General features: G+C 71.6%; 13 protein-coding genes and 2 tRNA genes. 3 read left to right on the plus strand and 12 right to left on the minus strand.

Annotated elements, in window-relative coordinates; genetic code table 11:
- The first annotated feature begins 118 nt into the window (after positions 1-118).
- Positions 119-370, plus strand: coding sequence for a cell division protein CrgA (locus ABWU78_RS07345; protein ID WP_087470436.1), 252 nt, complete (start codon positions 119-121; stop codon positions 368-370).
- A 163-nt stretch (positions 371-533) separates the two neighbouring features.
- Here ABWU78_RS07345 and ABWU78_RS07350 read toward each other — a convergent pair whose 3' ends face one another.
- Positions 534-1,256 carry a rhomboid family intramembrane serine protease gene (locus tag ABWU78_RS07350; RefSeq protein WP_439157986.1) on the minus strand — a complete coding sequence of 241 codons (723 nt, stop codon included), beginning with the start codon at positions 1,254-1,256 and terminating at the stop codon, positions 534-536.
- Between the two features lie 197 nt (positions 1,257-1,453).
- A complete protein-coding gene (locus ABWU78_RS07355) occupies positions 1,454-1,993 on the minus strand; it encodes a peptidylprolyl isomerase (protein ID WP_439157987.1) in 540 nt (179 codons plus the stop codon).
- Positions 1,994-2,135: 142 nt separating this feature from the next.
- On the opposite strand from ABWU78_RS07355, the gene ABWU78_RS07360 reads away from it, so the two are divergent.
- Positions 2,136-3,269 (plus strand): hypothetical protein, encoded by a 1,134-nt coding sequence (locus ABWU78_RS07360; RefSeq protein ID WP_253051597.1) that lies wholly within the window; start codon positions 2,136-2,138, stop codon positions 3,267-3,269.
- 109 nt (positions 3,270-3,378) lie between these two features.
- On the opposite strand, the gene ABWU78_RS07365 is transcribed toward ABWU78_RS07360, so the two are convergent.
- From ABWU78_RS07365 to gyrB, 7 genes are all read right to left on the minus strand, one after another.
- The gene (locus ABWU78_RS07365; RefSeq protein ID WP_253051596.1) at positions 3,379-4,371 is read right to left on the minus strand and encodes an HNH endonuclease signature motif containing protein; all 993 of its coding nucleotides are present in this window, start codon (positions 4,369-4,371) and stop codon (positions 3,379-3,381) included.
- Positions 4,372-4,492: 121 nt separating this feature from the next.
- Positions 4,493-4,565: transfer RNA gene (locus tag ABWU78_RS07370), tRNA-Ala, on the minus strand.
- 39 nt (positions 4,566-4,604) lie between these two features.
- Positions 4,605-4,724, minus strand: a complete 120-nt coding sequence (locus ABWU78_RS07375; RefSeq protein WP_208863433.1) for a DLW-39 family protein — start codon at positions 4,722-4,724, stop codon at positions 4,605-4,607.
- A gap of 28 nt (positions 4,725-4,752) precedes the next feature.
- Positions 4,753-4,826, minus strand: a tRNA-Ile gene (locus ABWU78_RS07380).
- A 125-nt stretch (positions 4,827-4,951) separates the two neighbouring features.
- On the minus strand, positions 4,952-5,923 hold the full coding sequence (locus ABWU78_RS07385) for a DUF3566 domain-containing protein (protein ID WP_439157988.1): 972 nt from the start codon (positions 5,921-5,923) through the stop codon (positions 4,952-4,954).
- Entirely contained in the window at positions 5,920-8,556 is a 2,637-nt protein-coding gene (gene gyrA, locus ABWU78_RS07390; RefSeq protein ID WP_253052480.1) for a DNA gyrase subunit A, read from the minus strand. Before gyrA ends, ABWU78_RS07385 begins: the two co-directional genes overlap by 4 nt.
- Before the next feature lie 186 nt (positions 8,557-8,742).
- Positions 8,743-10,815, minus strand: a complete 2,073-nt coding sequence (gyrB, locus tag ABWU78_RS07395) for a DNA topoisomerase (ATP-hydrolyzing) subunit B (protein WP_253052478.1) — start codon at positions 10,813-10,815, stop codon at positions 8,743-8,745.
- Between the two features lie 562 nt (positions 10,816-11,377).
- Between gyrB and ABWU78_RS07400 the strand changes: the two genes are divergently transcribed.
- Positions 11,378-12,925 (plus strand): hypothetical protein, encoded by a 1,548-nt coding sequence (locus tag ABWU78_RS07400; RefSeq protein WP_253051594.1) that lies wholly within the window; start codon positions 11,378-11,380, stop codon positions 12,923-12,925.
- A 134-nt stretch (positions 12,926-13,059) separates the two neighbouring features.
- Here ABWU78_RS07400 and ABWU78_RS07405 read toward each other — a convergent pair whose 3' ends face one another.
- The 3 genes from ABWU78_RS07405 to gnd all read right to left on the minus strand — a co-directional run bounded on the left by ABWU78_RS07405 (position 13,060) and on the right by gnd (position 15,895).
- Positions 13,060-13,560 carry a DUF721 domain-containing protein gene (locus ABWU78_RS07405; RefSeq protein ID WP_375823488.1) on the minus strand — a complete coding sequence of 167 codons (501 nt, stop codon included), beginning with the start codon at positions 13,558-13,560 and terminating at the stop codon, positions 13,060-13,062.
- Between the two features lie 88 nt (positions 13,561-13,648).
- The gene (gene recF, locus ABWU78_RS07410; protein WP_353706950.1) at positions 13,649-14,959 is read right to left on the minus strand and encodes a DNA replication/repair protein RecF; all 1,311 of its coding nucleotides are present in this window, start codon (positions 14,957-14,959) and stop codon (positions 13,649-13,651) included.
- A gap of 30 nt (positions 14,960-14,989) precedes the next feature.
- Positions 14,990-15,895: a phosphogluconate dehydrogenase (NAD(+)-dependent, decarboxylating) gene (gnd, locus tag ABWU78_RS07415; protein WP_253051591.1), complete on the minus strand. Its 906-nt coding sequence runs from the start codon at positions 15,893-15,895 to the stop codon at positions 14,990-14,992.
- Positions 15,896-15,906 lie beyond the last annotated feature (11 nt).

Raw genomic sequence — 15,906 nt, forward strand, 5'->3', positions numbered from 1 at the left:
CGTCGACGACCTTCGCCCGAGCCATGCACGGTTCCTGCACGACGACGGCAGGCGTCCGCTCCCGCGGTGCGTCCCGACGCCGCCGCAGCGGACCCCACCAGGACAGGAGCCCACCCTCGTGCCCGAGTCGAAGTCGCGCAAGAAGCCCAAGCCGCAGCGCCCGCCGAGCGTGCCCAAGCCCGAGTCGGGCAACCCGCGCTGGCTCGTGCCCACGATGCTCGGGCTGATGCTCCTCGGGCTGGCGTGGATCGTGCTGTTCTACCTCAGCGGGCCCAAGCAGCTCCCGATCCCGCCGCTGGGCGCCTGGAACCTCGGCGTCGGCTTCGCGTTCATCATCGCGGGCTTCGCGCTCACCACGCGCTGGAAGTAGCCGTCACGACGTCGGCCGTCCGGGCCGCGGGCCACGAGCGGGTTCCTGCGCGCCCGGACGAAGACCGGCTTCGCCCGGAGTAGGCCAACAACACCCGTGTAGTTCCACACCTGTGAGTAACTCTGGGGATAACTCCGTGGATTCGCAGGTTGTCGGGTCGACGTCACGCGAAACAGATGGAGACCGGCCCCGCGTTCGCGTACGTGATCCATGCTGCTACGGCGAGTACGGCGGCCACGACGATCGTGGCGGCGCCGGAGACAATCACGCGCCGGTCCTTGGGCGCGTACGCGTACGCCGCACCGAGGGCTAGGCCGACAACGAGACCCCCGAGGTGCGCCTGCCAGGCGATCCCCGGAAAATAGAGGCCGATCGCGAAGTTGATGCCGATGAGCACGATGATCTGCATCGCGTTGCGCCCCGTCCTCCGAAGGACGAGGAGGATCGCGCCGAACAGGCCGAAAACAGCACCCGAGGCGCCGACGACAGCTTGGCACCACATCGGGTTGAGCGGGCCACCGGCGAGCAGGAGATAGCCGACCGATCCGCCGATCGCGGACAGAACGTAGAGCGCGACGAAGCGCCAGCGACCGAGCATCTGCTCCAGGAACGGACCTGTGACCCACAGGGCGTACATGTTGAAGAGGATGTGGACGGGGCTCGTCGAGTGCAGGAACGCCGACGTGAGGAAGCGATACGCCTCTCCCTCAGCGGCCACAGGCGCGAACCACCACATCTGCGTCCATGCCCTGCCCACGACGAGCTGCAGGATCCAGCTCACCACGCACAGGCCGATGATCGTGAACGTCACGACCGGCGGACCGCCGCGGACCTTGCCTCCGAGCGCCGTGCGCTGCGTCGGCGCCTGCCGGGCGGCGTCGCGCACGCAGTCGACGCACTGCACGCCGACGGCGGCCGGGCGCTGGCACTCGGGGCACGCGGGGCGCCCGCACCGCTGGCAGCGCACGTACGACACCCGGTCCGGGTGCCGCGGGCACACGGGCGGGACGGCAGGACCGTCGTGCGGTCCTGCCGTCCCGTACGCCGGCGGGCCGGGCGGCCCGGGAGGTGTCGTCGAGATGGTCAGTCCTCGATCGTGACGGACGTGATGACGATGTCCTCCTGCGGGCGGTCGCCCGGGCGGGTCGGCGTCGCGTTGATCGCGTCGACGACCGCACGGGACGCGTCGTCCGCGACCTCGCCGAAGATCGTGTGCTTGCCGTTGAGCCACGGCGTCGGCACCGTCGAGATGAAGAACTGGGACCCGTTGGTGCCCTCGGCCTCGCCCGTGACCGGGTTGCGGCGCAGGCCCGCGTTCGCCATCGCCAGGAGGTAGGGGCGGTCGAACTTCAGCTCGGGGTGGATCTCGTCGTTGAACGTGTAGCCGGGACCGCCCGTGCCGGTGCCCAGCGGGCAGCCGCCCTGGATCATGAAGTCCTGGATCACGCGGTGGAAGATCAGGCCGTCGTAGAAGGGCTCGGTGCGCTCTGCGCCGGTGCGGGGGTCGGACCACGTCGTGGTGCCCTGCGCGAGCCCGACGAAGTTCGCCACCGTCTTCGGGGCGTGGTTCGGCAGGAGCTCGATCCGGATGTCACCTGCGGTCGTGTGGAGGGTTGCGAACATGGGCACCATCCTCCCACGAGACCCGCGCGCGACCCGTCCGACGCGATGTCTCGCGGGGCGGGCACGGTGGTGGCAGAGTGGTCGGAAACGCCCATCGCATCCACACTTTCGTCCCGTCGGACGACGACCCCGGGGAGCACGCATGACCCGTTCTCGCTCAGCGAGCGACTCCGTCAAGGACACGCTCGAGTCGATCGACACCGAGAAGCTCAAGGACCAGGCCGCGCAGGCCGCCGCGACCGCGCAGAGCGCGGCGAGCCAGCTCGCCGACCAGGCCAAGGACGCCGCGGTGCAGGCCAAGGAGTGGGGGACGCCCAAGGTGGAGGCGTTCCTCGAGTGGCTCCAGCCGCGCGTCGAGAAGGCGTGGCAGGACAGCATCCAGGCCGCCGCACCGCGCGTCGAGAAGGCGGCGGGCAAGGCCGCGCCCGCCATCGACACCGCGCACGACAAGCTCGTCGACGAGGTGCTGCCCAAGATCGTCGCCAGCTTCAACGCCGCCGCCGCCAGCGCCGCCGACTCCGCCCAGCGCGCGGCCGACAACGCGGCCGAGGCGACCGCCGCCGCGTCCGCGGCCACGGCAGCGGCGACCGGCAAGAAGGCCCGCAAGCTCGCCAAGGAGGCGCAGAAGGCCGCCGCGGAGGCGGCGAAGCAGGCGCAGAAGACCGCGGGCAAGGCGGGCAAGAAGGCCGCGAAGCATGCCGACAAGGCAGCCGAGAAGGCCGCGGCGAAGCTCGCTGCCGCAGCCGACAAGGCCGCGGCGAAGGCCGCCGAGGCCGACGCGTCGAAGGGCAAGGGCCGCACCCTCTGGTGGATCGCTGGCGGCGTCACGGCCGCGGGCGTCGGCTACGTCCTCTACCGGCGCGCACAGCCCACGACCGACCCCTGGGCCGAGCCGTGGGAGCAGGAGGAGCAGCAGGTCCACTTCGACGACGTGGTCGGCGACGCCCGGCACGCCGTCGGGGACGCCGCCGAGTCGCTGGGCGAGGCCGCGGGCGTCGCCGTCGCGAAGGGCCGCGAGGCAACTGACAAGCTCGCCGAGCGCGCCGCCGAGGTGCGCGACGACGTCAGCGACCGCGTCAGCGACGCCGTCTCGGACGCCAAGGACGCGGCCAAGAAGGCCACCAGCCGCGCCCGCAGCACGACCCGCAGCGCGGCCTCGTCCGCCAAGGACGCCGCCGCGGACGCGAAGGACGACCTGGGCGACGCCGCCAAGAAGGCCCGCGAGGCGGCCGAGGACGCCGCGGAGGACGCGGCCAAGAAGGCCGACGACGTCTGACCCCGCCAGAGCGGCACGCTGGACACGCACGCACGACGCCGGGCCCACCGCAAGGTGGGCCCGGCGTCGTCTCGGGACGATGGGGCTCCCGGTCACCGAGTGGCGTGTCCTACGGCGCCCTCGAGGCCGTCGCACGATGCTCGCCCCAGTGCTTGCCGAGCCAGTCGACCTGCTGTTCTCGGAGGTCGAGCTGCAACGGCCTGCCATCGAGGCACGCGTACTGCGGGAACGCCGCGAGCTCGCTGTCGACGTCGATCCTCAGGGTGGTGGGATCGACGGCGAGCATCCCGTCGTCGAACAGCCTGTGGATATCACGGCGAAGCATGAGCCCACCGTGCGCGTGGTGCTCGCCGAGCCGCGCATAGCTGTAGAGGTGTCCCGCGTCGAGGACTCGTTCCGGCGCACCGCCGGTGAACGCGCAGGTGCTTCCCTGGCTCGACAGGAGATGCGCCCGGAACTGACGTTGCCCGCGTCTGACGCGCACGAGCGAACGGCGAAACCCACCCGAGAGCTCCAGCGTCACACCCGCGCCGTCGCTCCACACGGCATCCGGGAGTCGGCCCTGCACGCGGCTCAGGGCACGGTCGGCGTCCTTGCGGGCGAGCGCGTCGCGGAACGCGTCCCAGTCCAACGGACGCATCGCGTTGATGTCCACGGCATTCGTCTGGACCGCGCGGACCTCGTGCTCGTCCAGGACTCCCTCGAGCGAGGTCCACGCAGCGTCGTACCGGGCCGTGTAGAGCTCGACCTCGGCGACGTCGGCTCTCGCAGCCTCGAACGCTGCACCGCACTTCATGCACCGATAGCGCGGCGTAGCCCTCTTGCGGAGGGAGATTCGCGTCGTCCCGCACTCCGGGCACCTGTTGAGCACCTTCTGGCCCGGTGAGGTGTCGATCTGCTCGATGACCGAGATGCCGAGGAGGCGCACCTTGTCCCACAGGGCGATCGGGTCGCCCACCCGAAGGTTCTTGTGGTTGGGCACGTTGCTGTCCCAGGAGTAGTACGCGTCGTACTGATCGTCGTAGCCCGAATGACCACCGTGGCCGCGGTTCTCTCCCGCGGCCATGAGCAACCATGCGCGCCGCCGGCCGAGCTTCTCCACGTCGAGAGCTTGCCACGACGCCATCGAGGAGCACGCCGCACGCGCCGGAGCCGCGCACTCGCGAAGAGAGGTGTCAGACGAAGACGACCAGCATCGAAGTTCTCGATGCTGGTCGACGGAGTGGAGCCAGGGGGACTCGAACCCCCAACCCCCTGCTTGCAAAGCAGGTGCGCTACCAATTGCGCCATGGCCCCAGGTGACGCGGCCAGGGGCCGGTCAGGAGTGAGACGTGCTCACTCGAAGGTGTCGGTGACCTCTGCCCAGAGGTCACGCTCGGCGTTGTCCTCCGTGTACTTGCGCCACAGGAGATATCCGGCGCCGGCGGCGAGGAGCAGGACGAGAAGCTTCTTCATGACGTTCCCCCTCGAGTGGGTTCGGCAGTGGGCCTAAGAGGACTTGAACCTCTGACCTCTTCCTTATCAGGGAAGCGCTCTAACCGTCTGAGCTATAGGCCCGTACGCGCCTCGCCGGACAGCCCCGGGGGGCCGCTCCGCTCGCAGGCAGCGATTGAGGTTACCCCACCGGGAGCCGCAGACCCAAACCGAGGGCCCGTGGCCCCCGGTCCGGGAGCCGTCCTCGGTCAGTCGTCGGTGAGCGTGAGGTGCACGCCGCCCACCAGCGCGGCGACGATGTTGTACAGGAACGCCATGATCGTCGACAGCGCGGTGATGATCACCACGTTCACCACGCCGAGCAGCGTGGCGATGGAGATCACACGCCCGAACGCGACGTACTGCTGGATGTCCACGTCCGTCTCGGTCCCGACGATCTGCGTGAACAGGTCCTCGATCTTCGCGAAGACCATCATCCCGTCGAGGACGTACCAGACCACGGCCGTCGCGACGACGGTCATGATGCCGATCGCGACGGCGAGCAGGAAGCCGAGCTTCATCGCGGACCAGGGGTCGATGCGCGAGACCGCGAGCCGGACGCGGCGCGGGCCGCCGTCGTGCCGCACCGTGGGCGTCGCGCCCGTCGCCGGGCCGACGGCGGGCGTCGCACCGGTGAGGGGGGTCGCCGATCCGGAGACGCCCGCGGCGGAGTAGTGCATCGCCGCCGGCACCGGGGTGTTCGTGGACGCCGCTGGGGCGCTCGGCGCTGCCGCGCTGGTCGTGGGCACGCGCCTCACCGTCTCGTCGTCGATCTCGTCGTGGCCGGGCTGGGGGTCGGTCTCCGCCGGAGCGGCCGGGACCGCCGCCGAGACCTTCTTGGCCGCGCTCTTCGCCGCGGCGATGGCCGCGGCGGCAGCCTTCACGGCGCCGGCGCGGGCGACCGCGACGCGACTCTCGCCGGACGCGCGCTCCATGCCGTCGTCGTCGACCCCGCGCTCCGGGGCGGCCTGGCTCGGGGCCCGGCCCGCAGACTGGCCCGGCGGCGGGGGCGGGGGAGGCGGCGGGACGGCGCCCGACGCCGCACCGTTCGACGCGCCGTTCGACTCCCCGTGCTTGCTCGGCGCGGGCGCACCCCCGGCGCGCGAGGCCGGGTCCGTGTCGGGACGCGGCACGGTCAGCCGGGGCGTGATCGTCGGCGGTGCGTTGTTCTCGCTGCTCATCTGGTTTCCTCGGTGGTTCCGGGGGCCGGCTCGGTCCCGCTCGCCTCGTCGGACGAGGCGGTCGGGTCGGTGGTCGGTGCGCTGCTCGTGTCGGTGCCGCCCGGGGCCGTGCCGGTCCCGTCCTCGCCCTCCACGGTATCCCGATCCTCTCCGAGGCGACGCTCGACGTTCCGCGCGACCGCGATGATGCGGTCGCCCTTGTCGGGCTTCGCGAACGTCACCCCCTGCGTGTTGCGGCCCGTGAGGTTCACCTCGTCGACCGCGGACCGCACGATCTTCCCGCGTTCCATGATCACCAGCACCTCGTCGTCGGCCTCTGTCACCAGAGCCCCCACGAGATCTCCACGAGCCTCCACCAGGTTCGCGACCTTGATGCCCAGACCGCCACGGCCCTGGACCCGGTACTCGTCGATCCGCGTGCGCTTCGCGAACCCGCCCTCGGTCACGACGAAGAGGTCGGAACCCTCCTCGACGACGTCGGCCGAGAGGAGCTCGTCGCCCTCGCGGAACTTCATGCCCGTCACGCCCGACGTCGCGCGGCCCAGCGGTCGCATCGTGTCGTCGCCCGCCGGGAACCGGATCGACTGGCCCTTGCGCGAGACGAGGATGAGGTCGTCGTCGGCGTCCACGAGGAGCGCCGCGACGAGCTCGTCGGGCGTGCCCGACTCGTCCTCGCGGAGGTTGATCGCGATGAGCCCGCCCGAGCGGGGCGAGTCGTACTCCGACAGCCGCGTCTTCTTGACCAGACCGCGCCGCGTGGCGAGCACCAGGTACTCCGCGGCGCCGTAGTCGCGCAGGTCGAGGACCTGGGCGATCTTCTCGCCGGGCTGGAACGCGAGGAGGTTCGCCACGTGCTGGCCCTTGGCGTCGCGGCCGCCCTCGGGCAGCTCGTACGCCTTGGCGCGGTAGACCCGCCCCAGGTTCGTGAAGAACAGCAGCCAGTGGTGCGTCGTCGTCACGAAGAAGTGGTCGACGATGTCGTCCTCGCGCAGCTGCGCGCCGCGCACGCCCTTGCCGCCGCGCTTCTGCGCGCGGTAGCTGTCGCTGCGCGTGCGCTTCACGTAGCCGCCGCGGGTGATCGTGACGACCATCTCCTCCTCGGCGATGAGGTCCTCGATCGAGACCTCGCCGTCGAACGGGAGGATCGTCGTCCGACGCTCGTCCCCGTACTTGGCGACGATCTCGCCCAGCTCGTCGCCGACGATCGACCGCTGGCGCTCCGGCTTGGCGAGGATGTCCTCGTAGTCGAGGATCTTGCGCTCGAGCTCGTCGTGGTCGTCGATGATGCGCTGCCGCTCGAGCGCCGCCAGACGGCGGAGCTGGAGGTTGAGGATCGCCGTCGCCTGGATCTCGTCCACGCCCAGCAGCCCCATGAGGCCCGCGCGGGCCTCGTCGGCGTCGGGGGAGCGGCGGATGAGCGCGATGACCTCGTCGAGCAGGTCCAGCGCCTTGAGGTAGCCGCGCAGGATGTGGATGCTGCGCTCGGCCTCGGCGAGCAGGTACCGGGTGCGCCGCACGACGACGTCGAGCTGGTGCGTCGTCCAGTGCCGGACGAACGCGTCGAGGCTCAGGGTGCGCGGGACGCCGTCGACGAGCGCGAGCATGTTCGCGCCGAACGTGTCCTGGAGCTGCGTGTGCTTGTACAGGTTGTTGAGCACGACCTTCGCCACCGCGTCGCGCTTGAGCACGATCACGAGGCGCTGGCCCGTGCGGCCCGACGTCTCGTCGCGGATGTCGGCGATGCCCTGGACGCGGCCGTCCTTGACGAGGTCGGCGATCTTCGCGGCGAGGTTGTCCGGGTTCACCTGGTAGGGGAGCTCGGTGACGACCAGGCACACGCGGCCCTGGATCTCCTCGACGTTGACCACCGCTCGCATCGTGATCGACCCGCGGCCGGTCCGGTACGCCTCCTCGATGCCCTTGTGGCCGAGGATCGTCGCGCCGGTCGGGAAGTCCGGACCCTTGATGCGCAGCAGGAGCGCCGCGAGGAGCTCCTCGCGGCTCGCCTCGGGGTGGTCCAGGTGCCACTGGACGCCCTCGGCGACCTCGCGCAGGTTGTGCGGCGGGATGTTCGTCGCCATGCCGACCGCGATGCCCGCCGAGCCGTTGACCAGCAGGTTCGGGAACCGCGACGGCAGGACCGCCGGCTCCTGGGTGCGGCCGTCGTAGTTGTCCTGGAAGTCGACGGTGTCCTTGTCGATGTCCCGGACCATCTCCATGGCGATCGGGGCCATGCGGCACTCGGTGTACCGCGGGGCGGCCGCCGGGTCGTTGCCGGGCGAGCCGAAGTTCCCCTGGCCCGCGACCAGTGGGTAGCGCAGCGACCAGTCCTGCACCAGGCGCACGAGCGCGTCGTAGATCGCGCTGTCGCCGTGCGGGTGGAACTTGCCCATGACGTCGCCGACGACGCGCGAGCACTTCGAGTACGACCGGTCCGGGCGGTAGCCGCCGTCGTACATCGCGTACAGCACGCGGCGGTGCACCGGCTTGAGGCCGTCCCGGACGTCGGGCAGCGCGCGCCCGACGATGACGCTCATCGCGTAGTCGAGGTACGACCGCTGCATCTCGAGCTGGAGGTCGACCTGCTCGATGCGCCCGTGGTGCACCGCGACCGCCGTGCCGTCCGCGTGCACGACCGCCTCGTCCCCGTCGCCGGGGGCGGTGGGCTCGGTCTCGGGGTTCTGCTCGTCGGTCACGGTCTACCTCGCTCGTTCGTCTCTGCGTGCTCGCTGCGCTCGGTGGCTGGCTCTGTGTCTGCCGCGGACGACGCCGGGGCGCGTCCGAGGGCCGGTCGCCCGCGGGGCGCGGGCACCGGCTGCTCAGATGTCAAGGAACCGCACGTCCTTCGCGTTGCGCTGGATGAAGCTGCGGCGGGACTCGACGTCCTCGCCCATGAGGACGGAGAAGATCTCGTCCGCGGCCGCGGCGTCGTCCAGGGTGACCTGGTTGAGCGTGCGGTGCTCCGGGTCCATGGTCGTGTCCCACAGCTCCGAGTAGTCCATCTCGCCCAGACCCTTGTAGCGCTGGATCCCGTTCTCCTTGGGGATCCGCTTGCCCGCGGCCTGCCCGGACGCGAGGAACGCGTCGCGCTCCTTGTCCGAGTAGACGTAGTCGTGCGGGGCGTTCGACCACTTGAGCCGGTACAGCGGCGGCTGTGCGAGGTACACGTGCCCGTTCTCGATGAGGGGGCGCATGTACCGGAAGAGCAGCGTGAGCAGGAGCGTCGCGATGTGCTGGCCGTCGACGTCGGCGTCGGCCATGAGCACGATCTTGTGGTAGCGGAGCTTGGTGAGGTCGAAGTCCTCGCCGATGCCCGTGCCGAACGCGGTGATGATCGACTGGACCTCCTGGTTGGACAGGGCCCGGTCGAGGCGCGCGCGCTCGACGTTGAGGATCTTGCCGCGGATCGGGAGGATCGCCTGCGTCCGCGGGTTGCGACCGCGGACGGCGGAACCACCGGCGGAGTCGCCCTCGACGATGAAGATCTCGCACTCCTCGGCGCGGTTCGACTGGCAGTCGCGCAGCTTGCCGGGCATGCCGCCCGACTCCAGCAGGCCCTTGCGCCGGGTCGCCTCGCGCGCCTTGCGGGCGGCGAGCCGCGCCTGCGACGCCTGGATCGCCTTGCGGATGACGTCGCGCCCCTCGTTCGGGTGCGAGTCGAACCAGTCCGTGAGCTGCTCGTGGACGACGCGCTGGACGAACGTCTTCGCCTCGGTGTTGCCGAGCTTCGTCTTGGTCTGGCCCTCGAACTGGGGCTCGCCGAGCTTGACGGAGACGACGGCGGTCAGGCCTTCGCGGATGTCGTCGCCCGTGAGGTTGTCGTCCTTCTCCTTGAGGATGCCCTTGTCGCGCGCGTACCGGTTGACCAGCGAGGTCATCGCCGCGCGGAAGCCCTCCTCGTGCGTGCCGCCCTCCGTCGTGGAGATCGTGTTCGCGTACGTGTGGACGGACTCGGAGTACGAGCTGGTCCACTGCATCGCGATCTCCACGGAGATGCGCTTCTCGGTGTCCTCCGACTCGAAGTCGATGACGTCGGGGTGGACGAGCTCGACCTTCTTCGCCGCGTTGAGGTGGGTGACGTAGTCCACGAGGCCGCCGTCGTACTTGTACGAGACGGTGCGAGCAGGCGTGGACGCGCCCGGGGTCGCGTCGTCCGCCTCGGAGACGCCGTCCGCGTCGGCCGCGCCGTCGCCGCCGGTGACCTCGTCACCCGTGTCGAGGTGGGCGGGACGCTCGTCCGTCAGCGTGATGCGCAGGCCCTTGTTGAGGAAGGCCATCTGCTGGAAGCGGGCCCGCAGGGTCTCGAAGTCGTACTCGGTCGTCTCGAAGATCTCCGGGTCGGCCCAGAACGTCTGCGTGGTGCCCGTCTCGTCCGACGGCTCGAGCCGCTCGACGGGCGTCACCGGGTTGCCGCCCTCGGTGAACTCCTGGCGCCACGAGTACCCGTCGCGACGGACCTCGGACACCATGCGCGTCGAGAGCGCGTTGACGACGGACATGCCGACGCCGTGCAGACCGCCGGAGACGGCGTACCCGCCGCCACCGAACTTGCCGCCCGCGTGGAGGATCGTCATGACGACCTCGAGCGTCGGCTTGCCCTCGGTCGGGTGGATCGCGACGGGGATGCCGCGGCCGTTGTCGACGACGCGGACGCCGCCGTCGGCCAGGAGCGTCACGTCGATCGTGTCCGCGTGCCCGGCGAGGGCCTCGTCCACAGAGTTATCCACAATCTCGTACACAAGGTGGTGGAGGCCCCGCTCGCCGGTCGAGCCGATGTACATGCCCGGACGCTTGCGGACCGCCTCGAGGCCCTCGAGGACGGTGATGTTGCTCGCGTCGTAGCCGCCGTCCGCCGAGGGTGCCGCCTCCGCGGACGCCGTCGGGTCGGAGATGGCGGTGTCGGTGTGGTCTGCCACGGGCAGGACTGCTCCTCGTCGTCGTGCACGCTGCGCCCGCGTTCGTGCGGAAGCGGTCGCCGCTGCTCAAGGGTTCCGGGCCCGTACCACGGTCGACGTCGGCTCCTCCGCCACGGGGGACGACCGGCCGTGGACGGCCGGCCGCACCTCCTCGGAAGGGCTGCGCGCGCGGGTGGTGAACAGACCCGGAATGACCTCCCCAGTCTACCCGCCACGAGCCGAATTCCGCGGATTGTGGCCCTCCTGGGGACGGCTGAACCGGCATTCCCGACGTGATCCGCGCGTCGCCGTCGAGACTCCTCCACACAGTTGTCCACAGCCTTTGTCCACCGGTGGGAGCGATGCCTCCGCACGGCCGCCGGAGCCCCGGAGGAACGCTCCCACGACCCGGGCGTGGGAACGCTCCCTTCGGGACAAGTCGGGAATCGGCATTTCGCGCTGAAAGTGGTCTAATACCACACACCATCATGATTCGCGCGTCGTCCGCGCAGGAGTGATCCGCGTGCGGGCGGCCTCACTCCGAAGGGACCCTCACCTCGTGAAGAGACTCCTCGCGAGCGCTGCGGCGACAGCGCTCGCGCTCGGTGGCCTGCTCGTGGCCACCGCTGCCCCCGCCTCCGCCCACACGCCGCAGATCTCGGCGTCGTGCTCCACGCTCTCGGTCAAGCTCACGCAGTACCCCGCCAAGAGCAACGACGTCACCGTCACGGTCGACGGCAAGATCCTCGAGAAGGCGCAGTTCACCGGCCGGTTCGAGAAGTCGTACCCGCTCGACGGGACGACGAGCCACACGTGGAGCGTGGCCGTCGACGCGCCGGACGGCAAGGACGGGACCCAGTACGACGTCACGAAGTCCGGCACGACCGAGGCCTGCGACGTCCCCGACGACGACTCCGTCCAAGTCGCGGTGTACGTGTACCCCAAGCTCCGCGCGGACCAGCCCGCGGCCTGGGAGAACTCCGGGCTGCAGCGGATCGTCACGAGCGCCGAGATCGATCGGCCGGCGAACCCCAGGGACAAGGCCGGCTGGCTCGTCCAGCCCCTCACGCTGGAGACCGTGCTGCAGGCCGTTCCCCAGGTGGAGCTCGACGAGCTCTGCACCGCCTGGGGCGTCCAGCAGGACCTGGTCGACCTTCCGGGTGGCCTGGAGGACGTGCCTCGCGAGGTCCAGTACTCGAAGGACGGGAAGCACCTCAACCCGTTCCCCGAGGGCACGCTCATCGAATGGGACCACGCGGAGCTCGTGGACCTGCTCCCCGCCGGATCGTGCGACGACCGCCCCACGCCCGGCCCCACGCCGGGGAAGACCGCGACCCCGACGGTCCCGGACGCGCTCACCACGTGCGAGGCCGAGCTCACGGAGGACAACCTGCCGTCCGACTCCGCAGAGATCGTCTACAGCCCGACCGCTGACGGCGTGCTCGCCGAGCTGACGGACGACAACCTCACCTTCTCTCCGGATACCGCGCAGCTCGGCTACGTCGTGGCACCGGACGGGCGCTCCGCAGTCTTCCCGCTCGAGAAGCTGCAGCCCGGCGACGAGGCGTGCGCGCTCGTGCCGGGCACGATCGAGGCGGTCTGCCAGGGCGACGTCCCGTACCTCGGCTACGAGGTCGCGCTGCCCGCCGGGGTCACCGTCGACGACGAGAACCCGCTCACGATCACGTTCCTGCACCCCAGCGGCGGCGAGAGCTACGTCATGACGGACCAGCCGCTGAGCGGCACGATCCTGTGGCCGGGCGCCTCCGCCGAGGAGCCCCGGCAGTGGCCCGGTTTCGTGCGCAACGATGACGGGTCGTACACCGAGACCGAGGGCAACTACGCGTGGACACGTGACGGCGTGGAGGTCCTCTTCGAGGTGAACCCGTCCTACTCGAAGGTCGTCTCCTACCCGCCGACGACGAGCGCCTGCGCCAACCCGCCGGTCGCCCCGGTGGCGGTCGAGAACGTCGCCGGCCCCGCCGAGCCGGCCGGCCCCGCGCTCGCCACGACGGGCGCGACCGTCGCCGGTGCCGCGGCGTTCGCCGCCCTGCTCGTCGGCGGCGGTGCCCTGGTGTTCTGGCTGCGTCGCCGCGTGCAGTCCTGACGCCGACGCGGTGACCTGACCCGGTCACCCCCGCGAGGCCCGCCGTGCCCCCGGTCACGGCGGGCCTCGTCGTCTCCGGCGACCCACGCCCGGACGCGGCCCGCAGGACGGCGTGAGGACGCGCCGTCGGGCACTCAGCCCCAGGTGTCGCGCGGGCCCGGCCCGCGGACGGACTTCTTCCCCCGCCGGAAGCTCGGGCCCGCGGGCCCGAGGACCGTGACCGTCTCCACGACGCCCTCGCCGACCTCGTGCGCGAGCCGCTCGAGGAGCTGTGGTGCGAGCAGGCGTACCTGCGTCGCCCAGGCCGTCGAGTCCGCCCGGACGACGAGCACCTTGTCCTCGAAGGTCTCGGGCTCGCAGTGGTCCGCGACCTGGTCCCCGACCACCTCGCGCCACCGCCCGACGACGCCCCCCACCGACACGTCGGCGACCCAGTCGCGCTCGCGCAGCAGGCGCGCGACGACGTCGCCCAGGAGCTGCGGGTCGCGACCACCCGGTCGAGCGCCCGACGTCGGCGGGTCGGCCAGGATCCGACGCCGTGGCTCCTGGCCGGGCCGCAGGCCCTTGGCCCGGGCCGCCGCCTTCGCCCGGTTGAGCGCCTGCCGCGCCACCTCCGCAGGCGGCGTGAGCTCCACGATGTCCCCCACGGGCAGGCCCGTGGCGCGAGGCTCCGCGCCGTCCCGGTCCTCCACGGCGTCCGACGGCTCGGCGCCCGGCGTCGCGTCACGGTTCGGCACGGCTCACCGTCCCGTCCTGCACGACGAACCGCGCTCCGTCCAGGAGGGCGGGCACGTCGTCGGGCACCGCCGCGGTGATGATGACCTGGCCCGCGTCCGCGACGAGCTCGGCCAGCCGTTCGCGGCGCCGGACGTCGAGCTCGGCGAACACGTCGTCGAGCACGAGGACCGGCTCGCCGTCGGGACCCCACTGGTCCGCCCACAGGAGGGAGTCCAGTCCCGCCGGCGCCCCGTCCCGGAGGAGCCGGTACGACGCGAGACGCAGCGCGAGGGCGAACGACCAGGACTCGCCGTGGCTCGCGTAGCCCTTCGCGGGAAGCCCGCCGAGGGTGAGGACGACGTCGTCCCGGTGAGGTCCCACGAGGTTCACCCCGCGCTCGATCTCCTTCGCCCGCACCGCCCGCATGGCATCCAGCATGCGCTTCTCGAGCGTCGGTGCGTCGGGGAGCCCCGACGGCGGTCCGTCGCCGTCCCGGTCCGGCTCGCCCGGGGCGGGCGTGCCGCCGACGGCCCCGTCCGGGTCGAGCGCCTCGTCGACCGAGGACCGGTAGGCGATCCGTGCCTCGCCTTGCCCGGCGCTGACCTGCTCGTACGCCTCCGCGACGTACGGCGTCAGGGCCGCGACGAGCTGGAGGCGCAGCGCCGTGATCTCGGCACCGAGGCTCGCGAGCCGCGCGTCCCAGACCTCGAGCGTCGCGAGGGGGGAGGGCGCGCCCTCGGGCGCGTCGTCGTCGGGCGGTGGCTCCGCGGCCAGGGGACGGCGCGCCCCGCGGCCGCGCCCCCGGAGCGCGGTCGCGGACTTGAGGAGCGCCCCGCGCTGGCGCAGCACGCGCTCGTAGTCCGCGAGGAGCGCGGCGACCCGCGGCACCAGGAGCACGGCGAGCTGGTCGAGGAACCGGCGACGACCGTCCGGGTCGCCCTTGACGAGCGCGAGGTCCTCGGGCGCGAAGAGGACGGTCCGCACGATGCCGAGGACGTCGCGCGGCCGCTTCGCGGGCGACCGGTTGATCCGCGCCCGGTTCGCCCGGCCGGAGGCGATCTCCAGCTCGACGGTGCTCGCCCGGTCGCCCCGGACGACCCGCGTCCGGACGACGGCGCGCGTGGCCCCCGCGCGCACGAGCGCCGCGTCCCCGGCGACCCGATGGCTCGCGAGCGTCGCCACGTACCCGATCGCCTCGACGAGGTTCGTCTTGCCCTGACCGTTCTGCCCGACGAGGGCGTTCACGCCCGGGGCGAGCTCGACGTCGACGGACTCGTAGGAGCGGAAGTCGACGAGGGACAGGTGGGAGACGTACATCGCGAGGACGTGCCGGGGACGGCCGACCGGTCAGGCCGGGTCGGCGGCCTTCACGGCGTGCCCGCCGAACTGCTGGCGCAGCGCGGCGACGGCCTTGAGGGCCGGGGACTGCTCCTGGCGCGAGGCGAAGCGCGCGAACAGCGCCGCCGAGATCACGGGCAGCGGAACGGCGTTGTCGATGGCCTCGTCGACCGTCCAGCGGCCCTCGCCCGAGTCGTCGACCCAGTCGTCGATCGCGGCGAGCTGCGGGTCCTCCTCGAGCGCCTTCACGAAGAGGTCGAGGAGCCAGGACCGCACGACCGTGCCGCGCGTCCAGGCCTTCATCGTGCCGTGCACGTCCTTGACCAGCCCGCTCTTCGCGGCGAGGAGCTCGTAGCCCTCCGCGTAGGCCTGCATGAGGCCGTACTCGATGCCGTTGTGGACCATCTTCGCGAAGTGCCCGGCGCCGACCTCGCCCGCGTGGACGAAGCCCTCCTCGCGCGGCCCCTCCGGGCGCAGGGCGTCGAACACCGGCATGGCGGCCTCGACGTGCGTGCGGTCGCCGCCCACCATGAGGCCGTAGCCGTTCTCGAGCCCCCAGACCCCGCCGGAGACGCCGACGTCGAGGTAGCCGACGCCCTTCTCGCTCAGCTCGGCGGCACGCGCCTGGTCCTCGGCGTAGTACGAGTTGCCGCCCTCGATGACGAAGTCGCCCGCGCCGAGCAGGCCGCCCAGCTCGGTCACGACGCTCCGGGTCGGCTCGCCCGCCGGGACCATGACCCACACGATCCGCGGGCCGTCGTCGGGCAGGGCCGCGACGAGCTCGGCGAGGGTCGCGACGTCCGACACCTCGGGCCGCGGGTCGTAACCCACCACCTCGATGCCGGCGGCGCGGATGCGCGCCCGCATGTTGTTGCCCATCTTGCCGAGGCCGACGAGTCCGATGCGCGTGACCATGCGAGTCCTCC

This window comes from Cellulosimicrobium sp. CpK407, assembly GCF_051844275.1.
In the GTDB taxonomy this organism is placed as follows: Bacteria; Actinomycetota; Actinomycetes; order Actinomycetales; family Cellulomonadaceae; genus Cellulosimicrobium; species Cellulosimicrobium cellulans_G.